Origin of the sequence: Haemophilus paracuniculus, assembly GCF_002015115.1 — a bacterium.
In the GTDB taxonomy this organism is placed as follows: domain Bacteria; phylum Pseudomonadota; class Gammaproteobacteria; order Enterobacterales; family Pasteurellaceae; genus Haemophilus_E; species Haemophilus_E paracuniculus.
In genome coordinates this window covers 79,698-92,530 of sequence record NZ_MUYA01000002.1, presented here as the reverse complement: position 1 = coordinate 92,530, position 12,833 = coordinate 79,698, and the positions used below count along the sequence as shown (strand labels likewise).

The following is a 12,833-nucleotide window of genomic DNA, read 5'->3' as shown; positions in this document are numbered from 1 at the left end:
CGCAAAATGACGGGGGAATTTATTCGAGCAATGTTCAAAATGTAGGGACGGATTTTATATCTGCCCTCACAAAATACGAAAGGACGCCAGCGTGGCGTCCCTACCGTAGAGTCGCAATACTTGCGACCCAAATAGATCTATCAACCGCCAGATAATTTGACTTTAAAGCCTTTCTGTTCAAGTAGCTGTTTGAGCAAATTGCGGTTGTCGCCTTGAATTTCAATCGTGCCGTCTTTTACTGCACCGCCACAACCGCAGCGTTTTTTGAGATCAGCGGCGAGGGATTTGAGTTCGTTATCATCAAGATCTAATCCAGTAATAACACAAACGCCTTTGCCCTTGCGTCCGCTGGTTTGGCGTTGGATTCGCACAATGCCGTCCCCTTTTGGGCGTTCGGCTTTGACTTTTTCAGGCACAATTCGCCCGATTTCTGTTGAATAAACTAAGGTCATAAAATTTCCTTTATCCTACCGCTTGCCAATCCCAAAACTACACTTCCGCAATGCTTTGGGTCGGTTTGATTTTTTCCCATTGACGACAAGATGGGCAATGCCAATTCAATCGCACCGCTTGATAACCGCAGTTTAAACAGCGGTAATTGGCGGTTTTGGAAATGCGGTCGCCCACCATTTTGTGTAATAAAATCAAGCTCTCTTTGGCTCGCCCCTCTTCCGCTTCGTTAATTTGGTAGTGGATAAAACGGTGGAAAGTGAGCAAATTGGGGTGCTGACGTACTTGTTGATAAAGTTTTGACTGGGCGGCTTCCGCACCGTCTTTAAATTCAATTAAGCCCGCTAAGGCAATATCGACACTGGCATTGTGTTTGACTTGATTTGCCTTGATGAGAAACAGTTCAAAATTAGTCGGATCGTTCAGCGAAATGTAGCAGGCTTGAATTTTCTCGACCACTTCGCTGATGTAATCGGGATCTTGATTTAACACATTTTCATAATATGCCAACGCCTGCTGAAATTGGCGTTGTTCTAGGGCGTAATCCCCCAATAAAATTGAGGCTCGGGTGCAGTCAGGCGAAATGTCGAGTGCCTTATTCAGTAACGATAAAAATAGGGTTGGGTTGTCAAATTTGACAATCTGAGCATATTCGCAATAGTAATGGGCAAGGGGAATTGAATCCGTCTCGGGGGCGATTTTGCGTAATTTTTCTGCCACGTTGATCGCTTTTTTCCACTCTTTGGTTTTTTGGTAGATCACCATTAACTGCGAGAGGGAATTGACCGCAAAATCGGGTTCATCAAGTAGTAAAATATAGAGATTTTCGGCACGATCATAAAAACCTGCTGCCATAAAATCTTTGGCAAGTTGTTGTTTGGCAAGTAATTTTTGCTCAATCGAATAATCGGGGCTATTATCAAGGGCTTGATGAATCCGCAAGGCACGATCCACTTCGCCACGCGAGCGAAATAAGTTGCCGAGGGTAAGTTCCGCCTCAAATTGGGATTCCGAGCTGATTTGATTTTCAGATTCTTGCTTTTGCAACATTGAAAGGAAAAGGTCCACTGCCTTTTCCTGTTGATTGGATAAGAGGAAGTTTAATCCCGTAACATAATCACGAGAAAATTTGTTGCTGACGGTTTCTTGATCCTTTTTCGCACTACGTTGCCCCATATACCAACCGTATAAGGCGGCAATTGGCAACAAAAGGAACAATAATTCGAGCATTATTTATGCCTTATTCCGCTTTTGGGACACTTAATTCAGCAATTTGTTGGGTTTGGCGTTTTACGCGGCGGTTGAGTGCCATATTTTGCACTTTCACTTTGAGGTAGAAAATACCTGTTACCAACCAACCTAAAATTAAGCCTGTACCAAATAAAATGGCAACGAGGGTTGAAAGGCGTAATTCGCTTTTAGCGATAATGTAGTTAAAGGTAATCATTTGATCGTTATTTGCACCGATGGTAACGCCCACGATCACCACAGACAGAATGACTAAGATAGCTAAAATATACTTGATCATAAATCCTCCATTGAGAAACAAAATGGGTTAGCGATCCACTCGCTCTTTCAATTCTTTGCCCGCTTTAAAATGTGGCACGGCTTTTGCCGATAAGGCAACTTGCTCGCCTGTTTTAGGATTTCTGCCCTGTCTTGGCTTGCGATGATGCAGCGAGAAACTGCCGAACCCTCTCACTTCCACTCGCTGATTTTGCTCTAATGAACAGGTGATTTGCTCTAATAGCGTTTTTACCCCGTCCTCAACGGCTTGAACCTGTAAAGCAGGATTCATCGACACAAGGCGATCAATGAGTTCTGATTTTGTCATAATTTACGCTACGTCCTATACTGAATTATAGTTAAATTTTTTCGGGAAAAAACTTAACTATAATAGTAAATATCCAAAGCGGATATGCTTTCGCATACCCGCTTTTCTCGTTAGATGAAATTTAATTATTCACCTTTTGCAGCTTTGAATGCCGCTGCCATTGCGTTTTCCACAACCACTTCTTCTTTGTTTACTTGTGCGATTGCCGCAGATTCTTCTGCTTCATCTTTCGCACGAACAGAAAGGTTTACTACGCGGTTTTTACGATCAACGCCAGTGTATTTCGCTTCGATTGAATCGCCAACTGAAATTACAGTCGTGATGTCTTCTACACGCTCGCTGGTTGCTTCGTTAGCACGGATGAACGCTTCCACGCCACCTTCTAACTCAACTTTAACGCCTTTCGCATCAACTTCAACCACTTTACCAGTTAAAATTGCACCTTTTTTGGTTTCTTCAACAAAGTTTGTGAATGGATCTGATTCAAGTTGTTTGATACCAAGAGAAATACGCTCTTTCACTGCATCAACTTGTAACACAACTGCTTCTACTTCGTCGCCTTTTTTGTAGTTACGAACCGCTTCTTCGCCTGATACATTCCAAGAAATGTCAGATAAGTGAACAAGACCGTCAATACCACCTTCAAGACCGATGAAGATACCGAAATCAGTGATAGATTTGATTTTACCTTTCACTTTATCGTTTTTGTTGTGCGTTGCAGCGAAGTGTTCCCAAGGGTTTGCTTTACATTGTTTCAAACCTAATGAGATACGACGACGTTCTTCGTCCACTTCAAGCACCATTACTTCAACCACATCGCCTACGCTAACCACTTTTGATGGGTGGATGTTTTTGTTTGTCCAGTCCATTTCTGAAACGTGCACAAGACCTTCAACGCCATCTAAGATCTCAACGAAACAGCCGTAGTCAGTTAAGTTAGTTACTTTACCGCTTAATTTGCTGTTTACTGGGTGGTTTTGAGCGATTGCAACCCAAGGATCTTGACCTAATTGTTTTAAGCCTAATGAAACGCGGGTTTTCTCTTTGTCGAATTTCAATACTTTAACAGTAACTTCATCACCTACATTCACCACTTCGCTTGGGTGTTTAACACGTTTCCAAGCCATATCGGTAATGTGAAGTAAACCATCTACGCCGCCTAAATCAACGAATGCACCGTAGTCAGTTAAGTTTTTAACTGTACCTTTAACTTCTGAACCTTCAACTAAGTTCGCTAATACTTCATCACGATCAGCGTTGCTGGTTGATTCGATTACTGCACGACGTGAAACAACCACGTTGTTACGTTTTTGGTCAAGTTTGATTACTTTAAATTCTAAGGTTTGACCTTCTAAGTTTAAAGAATCACGCACTGGACGTGTATCAACTAATGAACCTGGTAAGAACGCACGCACACCGTCTAATTCAACAGTGAAACCGCCTTTCACTTTACCATTTACAAAACCAACAACGGTTGCTTGCTCTTCAAATGCTTTTTCAAGAGCAATCCACGCTTCGTTGCGTTTTGCATCACCACGAGAAACGACTGTTGCACCAAGACCATCTTCAACGGCTTTAAGTACTACATCTACTTCATCACCAACTTGAACTTCTAATTCACCTTGTGCGTTAGCGAATTCTGATGCATCGATAACTGATTCAGATTTTAAACCTGTATCAACAATCACTAAACCTTTTTGGATAGCAACAACAGTACCTTTAACAACATCACCTAAACGTGGTGTAGCTGCAAATGATTCTTCAAGTAGTTGAGCAAACGATAATTCTGACATAATAAATCTTCTATAAAGTAAACATCCATCTAACATCCTGTTAAACGGGGTTGATAACAATCGTTTATCAATCCATTGATAAACAAACAGACTAAATTGCCATTTTCGAGGCGATATATTGCAAGGCTTGCTCAATCACTTCGTCAATGGATAACTGCGTTGAATCAAGTAACAACGCATCCTTAGCAGGGACTAACGGGGCGACCGCTCGATTTCTATCTCGATAATCACGCTCTTTAATCTCGGCTAAAATCTCGTCAAAGTTAGCATTAAATCCCTTTTCTTGCAACTGTTTTACACGTCTTTTTGCACGTTCTTCTGCACTCGCGTCTAAAAACAGCTTAATTTGAGCCTCTGGAAAGACCACCGTCCCCATATCTCGACCGTCTGCGATCAGCCCTTTTTCGGTACTAAAATCACGCTGACGTTGCAAAAGGGCTTCACGCACTAACGGATACACAGCCACTTTCGAGGCATTTTGTCCTGCTTCGGCGGTGCGGATTTGATCGCCGACATTTTCATCATCAAGGATCACTTGGATCTCGCCATTTTCTGGCACGAATTGTACGTTCAAATGGCGACCCAATTCCGCCAATTTCCCTTCATCATCAAGGGAAACGCCTTTTTTTACCGCAGCGAGGGCAAGAATACGATAAATCGCCCCTGAATCTAAAAAGTCAAAGCCCAATTTATCGGCGAGGGCGTGGCATAATGTGCCTTTGCCTGCTCCGCTCGGGCCGTCCACTGTAATTACGATATTTTTCATTGATTATCCTTTTCTGTAAAATTTTTCAAAATCTGACCGCTTGTTATGGCTCTGGAAATTCGCCAATAGTTACATTAAATTCAAGCTCTTGCCCTTGTCGCCACACCAACACTTTAACGGTGGTATTCGGCTTCATATTTGCCAACACTTCCATCATTTGCGACGGCGAAACCGCTTCCACTTTGCCGATTTTCAGCACAATATCATTCGGGCGAATCCCTGCTTGGGCGGCAGGGCCGTTTTCTGCCACCCCTGTAATCAACACCCCTCTTTCGCCTTGGCTTGCCAAAAAGAGAGCACTGGTTACGCCGAAATAGCCGCGAATCACACGCCCGTCTTTGATGATTTTGTTCATTACATCAACCGCTTGGCTAATTGGAATCGCAAAATTCAACCCCTCGGCAATAGTGTCTTCGCCCGTGATGCTTAACTCTTTCACTTCGCCACTGTTTTTGAGGCTAATGGTGTTAATCCCGATCAATTCCCCTGCGGTGTTAATCAACGCCCCGCCCGAATTACCTTTACTGATTGGGGCATCGGTTTGAATAAAATTTTGGCGATTGCGGTCGGAAAGAGTATTCCGCCCCGTGGCACTAATGATCCCCTGCGTTACGCTCTGCCCCAAATTGTAGGGGTTGCCAATCGCCAGCACCACATCGCCCACCTGCACTTTGCGATCTTTATTTTGTGGAATGGTCGGCAATTTGTCGCCTGCGATTTTCAGCACCGCCAAATCGGTGAGGGTGTCCGATCCCACCAAACTCGCATTAAAATTCGCCCCCGATTGCAGGTAAACCGTTACCTGATAAGCATCTTTGATGACGTGTTTATTGGTAAGAATATAGCCCTTGTCCGACATAATCACGCCTGAACCAAGGTTGAGGCGATAACCGCTACTGCTGGTGTTATCCAAAATTTGGGTGTAGATATTGACCACCGCTGGCGAGGCTTGTTTGACTGCACTATGGTAGCTCACTACATCGGGGGAAAACAGGTTGAACGTTCGCCCAGATTTATTGATTATCGGGGCGACAAAGAGAATGAGAAAGGCACAAAAAAGCCCGAATCCGACCGCTTGTAGAATTTTTTTAATCATCATTCCCTCTGTTTTACGCAAAAATTGTCGGCAATTATACTGAAATTTTCCGCCTTATTGAACATTCCCCCTAAAATTCCTGTTCCTTTATTTCTTTTCTAATTGGGCGTGCTAAAATAACGCCATTTTTACCTAACGGAAAGCCAAATGCCAACACAAAATCTCAAAACGCCCCTCGGCGAACGAGTCGCCATTGTGGCAGGATTACGTTCCCCTTTTGTCCGCCGAGATTCGGGCTTCAAAGATTCCTACGCCACCAACCTCGGGGCAATGGTAACCAACGAATTATTAAGTCGCACCGCCATTGAACGCAAAGAGATCGCCCAACTGGTTTTCGGGCAAGTGATTCAACAACCTGATATTCCTAACCCTGCCCGTGAAATCGCCGTGGCATTGAGTATGCCCCATTTGCAAGCGTACAGCCTCAGTAGCTCGTGCTTGTCGGGCTTGCAGGCAATCGTCAATGTGGCGGGCAGTATTATTAGCGGTTCGATCAATGCAGGGATCGCAGGGGGGGCGGATTCCATTTCCAACGCCCCACTCAGCATTAGCCCCCGCGTAATCCAAAAATTCAAAGCGATTTTTACCGCCCCAAGTTTGGAAGATAAATACCGCTTGTTCCGCCAATTTTCGTGGCGAGATCTCAAACCGCACGGGGTCAATCTCAAAGATTTTATGACCCAAATGTCCGTTGCCGAACATTCGGAACAAATGGCTCAACGCTATAACATCAGCCGAGCCGAACAAGACGAATTTGCCCGTTATTCCAACGAAAAAGCAATGAATGCGTGGAAATTAGGCTTGCTCAAAGAGGAAGTAATGCCCTCATTCCCTCGCCCTTACACGGATTTCGTGGTGTCGGATACCCTCTCTGCCGCCGCCACTCGCCCCGCTCACTATCAACGATTCTCGCCGATTGTGAACAAACCTTACGCCACCGTTACCGAAGCCAATATCCCGCAACCCGTGGACGGCTCGGCGGCGGTGCTGTTGATGAATGAAAACCGTGCCAAAGCCCTCGGCTTAACGCCCCTCGGCTATATTCGTAGCTATGCGATCACGGGCAACGAGATTTGGGAAAATATGTTCTCGGGGGCAAGCATTGCCACTGCCATCGCCCTCGAACGAGCCAATATGGCGTTGGAGGATATGGATTACATCGACATTCACGAATCTTCGGCAAGCCAAATTTTGGCGAATGTTCGCCTGTTTGAATCGGCTGAATTTGCCAAAAATACGTTAAATCGCACCGCTTGTATCGGCAAAATCGACCTTGACAAACTCAACGTCTTCGGCGGTTCGATTGCGTTCGGCAATCCACGGGCGGTAACAAGCTTACGCCTTGTGATTCAATCCCTCTACGCCCTCAAACGCAAAGGCGGCGGCACTTCGGTGGTGGCGTCCAGCGGATTAGGTGGCTTAGGGGCGGCAATGGTTTTAGAAAGCGAATAGGGGAAAAAATGAACGAACAACTCTCATCATTTCAAGTCGAGATTGACGATAACCGCATTGCGATTGTCCGCATCAACGCCCCCGACAATTTCGCCAACTGGCTACCCGAAACCTTCGCCCAACAATTACGCCAAGTGATCGGTTCGGTGCTTTATCAACAAGCCCGTGCGGTGCTGTTTATTTCGGCAAAACCTCGCCATTTCATCAAAGGTTTCAAACCAAGTTTATTAAAAGAGAAAACGGACGCTCAACTACTCGCCTTTTCGCAAGAGGCACAAGCGGTAATGCGAGAGCTGAATGTGTTGAAAGTGCCTGTATTAGCGGCGATTGACGGCTTATGCTACGGCGTGGGGTTAGAACTCGCCCTCGCTTGTGATTATCGCATCGCCAGCGATGAAAGCTACACCAAATTCGCAATGCCCCAAATCCGCTCGGGCATTTTGCCGTTTGCGGGTGGCACGCAACGCTTACCCCGTTTAATCGGCTTACAAAATGCCACGCCGTTGCTGCTTTCGGGCTACAAAATTGGCGTGGAACGAGCGTTAAAATTAGGTTTGGTCGATCAAGCCGTGCCGTCCAGCCGTCTGTTTGAGGTGGCTTACCAAAAATTACTGGACAATCAAGTGGCAAAAATCGACCACAAACGACCGCTTGCCTTGCTGAAAAAATGGCGAAAACAGCTCGAAGGTAATGCCATTTTCCGTCAAAAATATCTGGCTCGCACCGAAAATCAAGTTTGGTCAAAATCCTTCGGCAACTACCCTGCCGTGCCACATTTGCTCAATTTATTGCAAGAACCGCACTTCAAAGCAGGCTTGGCGTTAGAACAGCAAGCCTTGGTGGAACTGTTCCGCACCGAACAATCTAAGGTGTTAATCGATCTCAAACGTACCCAACGGGCGATGAAAGATCGTTACCAAATTCAAGGGGACGTGCGAGATGTGTCGCAAGTGAGCATTCTCGGCAGTGGATTTATGGGGGCGGGCATCGCTTACATCACCGCCTACCACGCCAAAATTCCCGTGCGAATTAAGGATATTCACCCCTCTGAAATTCAAAAAGCGTTGCGGAATTGCTATGAGCTAATGCAGCAAAAAATGCACAAAAAGCAACTTCGCCACGGGGAAATGATCGAGCGAATGAACCTAATCACAGGTGGCGAACGCTTGGTGGCAGCGAAATCGACCGACTTTATCATTGAGGCGGTGTATGAAGATCTCGCCCTCAAACAGAAAATGGTTCAAGAGAGCGAAGCCTATTACGATGAACACGCCATTTTCGCCACCAATACCTCAACCTTTGCGATCAAAGAGATCGCCTCGGTGGCAAAACGCCCAGAAAATGTGATCGGCTTCCACTATTTCAGCCCCGTTACCAAACAAAAAATGGTGGAAATCATTCCCCACCAAGGCACGAGCGAACGCACTATCGCTACCGCCATTCACTTTGCGATCCAGCAGGGCAAAATTCCGCTGTTGGTTGCCGATAAACAAGGTTTTTTTATCAACCGCATTTTGACCCCGTTCCTGTTAGAAGCAATTCAATGCGTGATTGACGGCGAAGCAATTGAATTTATAGACCGCTCGTTGCAAGAATTTGGCTTTAAACAAGGACCTTTGGCGATGATCGATGAAATGGGGCTAGACGTGATCGTGAAATCCAACCCTGCCCTATTGCAACAACTCGGCGACCGTTTTAGCCTGCCAGAACAGGTGGATCTGCTGATCCGCAACGAACGCAAAGGGCGTAAAAACAAGCGTGGTTTCTATATGTACAATTCCAAAGGGGAACGCCTACACGAAGATAAAAGTATTTATCACGTGATGGAAACCATTACCCGCAACGATTTGGAAGCGGAAGAGATCGCCCGCCGTTGTTTGCTAAGAATGTTGAACGAGGCGTGCTGGTGCTTGCAAGATGAGGTAATCCGCTCAACGGACGAAGGCAATGTGGCTTCGGTGCTGGGCTTAGGTTTCCCAGAGTTTCGCGGCGGCATTTACGCCTACATTCAAAAAGTGGGGGCGGCGGAAATCGTCAAGCAGCTACAACTGCACCAACAAAAATATGGCGAACGCTTCGCCCCGTGCGACTGGCTACTACAACAAGCTGGCTTGCAAGGGGTATGATTTCTGAAAATTTCCACCAAAAACCACCGCTTGTTACCCCCTACCCCTGCTTCGCAGGGACTTCCCCCGCAAGCGAGGGCAGATCTCATTATTGGATCTTCCCCCGTTTACGGGGGAAGTGGTTGAGCATAGCGAAGCCGAAGGGGGCAAGAATTACCACCCTTTTACCATTGCCCCTTTAAACACTTCGTTCGCTTTGTTGAACACTTCGTCTGATTGGTAGGCTTTGACGAAATCTTTCACCGCTTCGCTGTCTTTATTGCTTTGGCGAGCCACGATCAAGTTCACATAGGGCGAATTTTTATCTTCCACAAACAAGCCGTCTTTGGTTGGGGTCAAGCCGATTTGCCCTGCGTAGGTGGTGTTGATAATCGAAAACGCCACATCATCAAGGGTGCGAGGCAGCAACGGGGCTTCAATCGCTTGGATTTGTAGATTTTTCGGATTTTCGACAATATCCACTTGGGTCGATTGCAAATTGCTGCTGTCTTTGAGCTTAATCAGCCCCTGTTTTTCCAACAAAATCAAGGCACGCCCGAGGTTAGTCGGATCATTTGGTACTGCAATCGTGTCGCCATTTTTCAGCTCATCAAGGGATTTGATCTTTTTAGAATAAGCGGCAATCGGGTAAACAAAGGTATTGCCGACTGGCACGAGCTTGTAACCCTTGTCTTGAATTTCTTTATCAAGATACGGCTTGTGCTGGAACGCATTTAAATCCATATCGCCCTTATTCAACGCCTCATTTGGCGAGGAATAATCGGTAAACACCACCAATTCCACATCTCGGTTATATTTCTGCTTCGCCACCTGCACCGCCACTTCCATCACTTGATGTTCCGGCCCCGAAATCACCCCTACTTTCAACACGTTGGATTTTTCGTTACAGCCTATTAAAAACAAGGCGGATAAAACGGAAAATGAGATAAGTTTTTTAAAATTCATAATAGTTCCTTATGGTTAATAGTAAGCGGTAGGATTTGTTGAAATTTTTTAAGATCCTACCGCTTGTTAAGTCAAAATCAGGTAACAAAATTTTTACTTGCTCGATCAGTTCCCCTCTTTAGCAAAGAGGGGTTAGGGGAGATTTGTCAGCTAAAATTACGCTCGTGTGAGATTTAAAATCGCTTTAAATCTCCCCCAGCCCCTCTTTTTCAAAGAGGGGTGTACATTGCAAAAATCAGTGGAAATCTTACCGCTTGTTTGCCCTCTCTCTGCAAGAAATACTAAACGTATTTCTTGCTGTCTCTCTCCCACAAGAGGGAGAGAGTGTTGAGCGAGCTTAAAATTAACCCTCGTCCACTTGTGGGAGAGGGACAGAGTTAGCTTCGTTAAGAAGCTAACTCAGGGAGAGGGCAAAAATTTGTGGAAATCCCACCGCTTGCAAGGGCTAAATTACCACCCCTTCACAACCCCACCGTTAAATAATTTCACCGCTTCTTGGTAAACTTCTTCGGTTTGGAACGCTTTTAAGAAGGTTTGTAAACGTGGGTCGTCTTTGTTGTCTTCACGGCTGGTGATCAAATTCACATACGGCGAATCCTTAGCTTCCACGATCACACCATCTTTCTCTGGGCTTAATCCTACTTGACCTGCGTAGGTATTGTTGATCACGGCGAGATCCACATCATCTAAGGCTCGGGTTAATAGTGCGGAATCCACTTGCTTGATTTGCACTTTTTTCGGATTTTCGATGATGTCGTTTTCCGTTGAAAAGAGGTTTTTCGGATCTTTTAAGCTAATCAAGCCGTTTGCTTGCAATAACAACAAAGCACGCCCTGCGTTGCTTGGGTTATTTGGAATCGCAATCACTGCACCTTCTTTCAATTCGTCCAATTTTTTCACTTTTTTCGAGTAAGCAGCAATCGGGTAAACGAAAGTATTGCCGATAATCGCCATTTTGTAGCCACGATCTTTGCTCTCTTGTTCCATATACGGCACAGTTTGGAACGCATTCGCGTCTAAATCCTTAACGTGTAACGCTGCATTTGGCTGGGTGTATTCGGTAAATTGCACCAATTCAACGTCCAAGCCATATTTCTCTTTGGCAATTTTCACGGCAATTTCCGTGGTTTGAGCCTCAGGCCCTGTCATCACCCCAATTTTCAATGGTTTTTGCTTTTCCGCTGGGGCGGTGGTGGTTGTTTTTTCGTCTTTACAGCCAGTTAAAGCAAGGGCTGCAACAAGGGCAATGCCGAGTAGTTTTTTAAAGTTCATAATACAATCCTTAGATTAAAGTAGGGACGCCACGCTGGCGTCCCATTCCAAAATTTTAAAAAATCTTACCGCTTGATTGGGACGCGAGCATCGTGTCCCTACGGAAAGAAAGAAAAACAAGCGAGTAGATTTGCAAAAATTTGTGGAAATCCCACCGCTTGCTATCCCTATTTTAAAGTAGGGACGCCACGCTGGCGTCCCACTTCAAAAGTTTAAAAATCTTACCGCTTGCTCGGGACGCGAACATCGCGTCCCTACGGAAAGATTACCACCCTTTCACCACACCATCTTTGAAGTGTTTTTGTGCTTCTTGGAACACTTCTTCGGTTTGGTAGGCTTTGATGAAGTTTTGAACCGCCTGGCTGTCTTTGTTGTCGGTGCGAGCCACGATGATGTTCACATATGGGGAATCTTTGGCTTCCACGAATACGCCATCATTGGCACTTAAACCCACTTGACCTGCGTAGGTGTTGTTTACCACCGCTAAATCCACGTCATCTAAGGCTTTTGCCGCTACCGAAGTATCCACTTCTTTGATGTTCAGTTTTTTCGGGTTTTCCACGATGTCGAGGGTGGTTGAGAAAAGATTGGTGTTATCTTTGAGTTTGATTAAACCTTGTTTTTCTAACAAGATTAACGCACGGGCAAGGTTGCTTGGATCGTTTGGCACAGCAACCACAGCACCTTCTTGTAACTCATTGATATTTTTGATTTTTTTAGAATAGCCTGCAAGCGGATAAACGAAAGTGTTACCCACGATCACAAGGTTATTTAAACCTTTCGCTTCGCTGTCTTTGTCTAAATATGGCTTGTGTTGGAAAGCGTTCGCGTCCAAATCGCCTTTGCTCACGGCGGTATTTGGCAATGCGTAGTCGTTGAATAACACAAATTCCACGTCTAAGCCGTATTTGTCTTTGGCGATTTGAGCCGCTTTTTCCGCGACGGTGTGTTCAGGGCCAGACATCACGCCCACTTTGATTTTCGCCGCTGGTGCGGTTGCAGGGGCTGCATCCGCTTTTTTCTCTTCTTTACAGCCGGTTAAGGCAAGGGCTGAAACCACGGCAACGCCGACTAATTTTTTGAAATTCATAGGAAAAAC

General features: G+C 45.5%; 12 protein-coding genes. 2 read left to right on the top strand and 10 right to left on the bottom strand.

The window, feature by feature from the left end; genetic code table 11:
- Positions 1 to 140: 140 nt before the first annotated feature.
- The 7 genes from yciH to B0187_RS01490 all read right to left on the bottom strand — a co-directional run bounded on the left by yciH (position 141) and on the right by B0187_RS01490 (position 5,939).
- Positions 141 to 452 (bottom strand): stress response translation initiation inhibitor YciH, encoded by a 312-nt coding sequence (yciH, locus tag B0187_RS01520; protein WP_078236101.1) that lies wholly within the window; start codon positions 450 to 452, stop codon positions 141 to 143.
- Between the two features lie 37 nt (positions 453 to 489).
- Positions 490 to 1,680 (bottom strand): lipopolysaccharide assembly protein LapB, encoded by a 1,191-nt coding sequence (gene lapB / locus B0187_RS01515; RefSeq protein WP_078236100.1) that lies wholly within the window; start codon positions 1,678 to 1,680, stop codon positions 490 to 492.
- Positions 1,681 to 1,690: 10 nt separating this feature from the next.
- Positions 1,691 to 1,978: a LapA family protein gene (locus B0187_RS01510; RefSeq protein ID WP_078236099.1), complete on the bottom strand. Its 288-nt coding sequence runs from the start codon at positions 1,976 to 1,978 to the stop codon at positions 1,691 to 1,693.
- Positions 1,979 to 2,005: 27 nt separating this feature from the next.
- A complete protein-coding gene (locus tag B0187_RS01505) occupies positions 2,006 to 2,284 on the bottom strand; it encodes an integration host factor subunit beta (protein WP_078236098.1) in 279 nt (92 codons plus the stop codon).
- Between the two features lie 125 nt (positions 2,285 to 2,409).
- The gene (gene rpsA / locus B0187_RS01500; protein WP_078236097.1) at positions 2,410 to 4,077 is read right to left on the bottom strand and encodes a 30S ribosomal protein S1; all 1,668 of its coding nucleotides are present in this window, start codon (positions 4,075 to 4,077) and stop codon (positions 2,410 to 2,412) included.
- A 91-nt stretch (positions 4,078 to 4,168) separates the two neighbouring features.
- On the bottom strand, positions 4,169 to 4,843 hold the full coding sequence (cmk, locus tag B0187_RS01495) for a (d)CMP kinase (protein WP_078236096.1): 675 nt from the start codon (positions 4,841 to 4,843) through the stop codon (positions 4,169 to 4,171).
- A gap of 43 nt (positions 4,844 to 4,886) precedes the next feature.
- A complete protein-coding gene (locus B0187_RS01490) occupies positions 4,887 to 5,939 on the bottom strand; it encodes a trypsin-like peptidase domain-containing protein (protein WP_078236095.1) in 1,053 nt (350 codons plus the stop codon).
- Between the two features lie 147 nt (positions 5,940 to 6,086).
- On the opposite strand from B0187_RS01490, the gene B0187_RS01485 reads away from it, so the two are divergent.
- Positions 6,087 to 7,391: an acetyl-CoA C-acyltransferase gene (locus tag B0187_RS01485; RefSeq protein WP_078236094.1), complete on the top strand. Its 1,305-nt coding sequence runs from the start codon at positions 6,087 to 6,089 to the stop codon at positions 7,389 to 7,391.
- Between the two features lie 8 nt (positions 7,392 to 7,399).
- The gene (locus B0187_RS01480; RefSeq protein WP_078236093.1) at positions 7,400 to 9,517 is read left to right on the top strand and encodes a 3-hydroxyacyl-CoA dehydrogenase NAD-binding domain-containing protein; all 2,118 of its coding nucleotides are present in this window, start codon (positions 7,400 to 7,402) and stop codon (positions 9,515 to 9,517) included.
- A 153-nt stretch (positions 9,518 to 9,670) separates the two neighbouring features.
- On the opposite strand, the gene metQ is transcribed toward B0187_RS01480, so the two are convergent.
- The 3 genes from metQ to B0187_RS01465 form a co-directional block, all read right to left on the bottom strand.
- Positions 9,671 to 10,462, bottom strand: coding sequence for a methionine ABC transporter substrate-binding lipoprotein MetQ (gene metQ, locus B0187_RS01475; protein ID WP_078236092.1), 792 nt, complete (start codon positions 10,460 to 10,462; stop codon positions 9,671 to 9,673).
- 450 nt (positions 10,463 to 10,912) lie between these two features.
- Complete coding sequence (locus B0187_RS01470) at positions 10,913 to 11,734, bottom strand: MetQ/NlpA family ABC transporter substrate-binding protein (protein WP_078236091.1); 822 nt, start codon at positions 11,732 to 11,734, stop codon at positions 10,913 to 10,915.
- Between the two features lie 265 nt (positions 11,735 to 11,999).
- Entirely contained in the window at positions 12,000 to 12,824 is an 825-nt protein-coding gene (locus B0187_RS01465; RefSeq protein WP_078236090.1) for a MetQ/NlpA family lipoprotein, read from the bottom strand.
- Between the last annotated feature and the right edge of the window lie 9 nt (positions 12,825 to 12,833).

Bases quoted from the DNA above. Each gene is read 5' to 3' on its own strand.
- cmk (WP_078236096.1), bottom strand. From the start codon at position 4,843: ATGAAAAATATCGTAATTACAGTGGACGGCCCGAGCGGAGCAGGCAAA.
- lapB (WP_078236100.1), bottom strand. From the start codon at position 1,680: ATGCTCGAATTATTGTTCCTTTTGTTGCCAATTGCCGCCTTATACGGT.
- B0187_RS01510 (WP_078236099.1), bottom strand. From the start codon at position 1,978: ATGATCAAGTATATTTTAGCTATCTTAGTCATTCTGTCTGTGGTGATC.
- B0187_RS01485 (WP_078236094.1), top strand. From the start codon at position 6,087: ATGCCAACACAAAATCTCAAAACGCCCCTCGGCGAACGAGTCGCCATT.
- B0187_RS01505 (WP_078236098.1), bottom strand. From the start codon at position 2,284: ATGACAAAATCAGAACTCATTGATCGCCTTGTGTCGATGAATCCTGCT.
- metQ (WP_078236092.1), bottom strand. From the start codon at position 10,462: ATGAATTTTAAAAAACTTATCTCATTTTCCGTTTTATCCGCCTTGTTT.
- B0187_RS01480 (WP_078236093.1), top strand. From the start codon at position 7,400: ATGAACGAACAACTCTCATCATTTCAAGTCGAGATTGACGATAACCGC.
- rpsA (WP_078236097.1), bottom strand. From the start codon at position 4,077: ATGTCAGAATTATCGTTTGCTCAACTACTTGAAGAATCATTTGCAGCT.
- yciH (WP_078236101.1), bottom strand. From the start codon at position 452: ATGACCTTAGTTTATTCAACAGAAATCGGGCGAATTGTGCCTGAAAAA.
- B0187_RS01490 (WP_078236095.1), bottom strand. From the start codon at position 5,939: ATGATTAAAAAAATTCTACAAGCGGTCGGATTCGGGCTTTTTTGTGCC.
- B0187_RS01470 (WP_078236091.1), bottom strand. From the start codon at position 11,734: ATGAACTTTAAAAAACTACTCGGCATTGCCCTTGTTGCAGCCCTTGCT.
- B0187_RS01465 (WP_078236090.1), bottom strand. From the start codon at position 12,824: ATGAATTTCAAAAAATTAGTCGGCGTTGCCGTGGTTTCAGCCCTTGCC.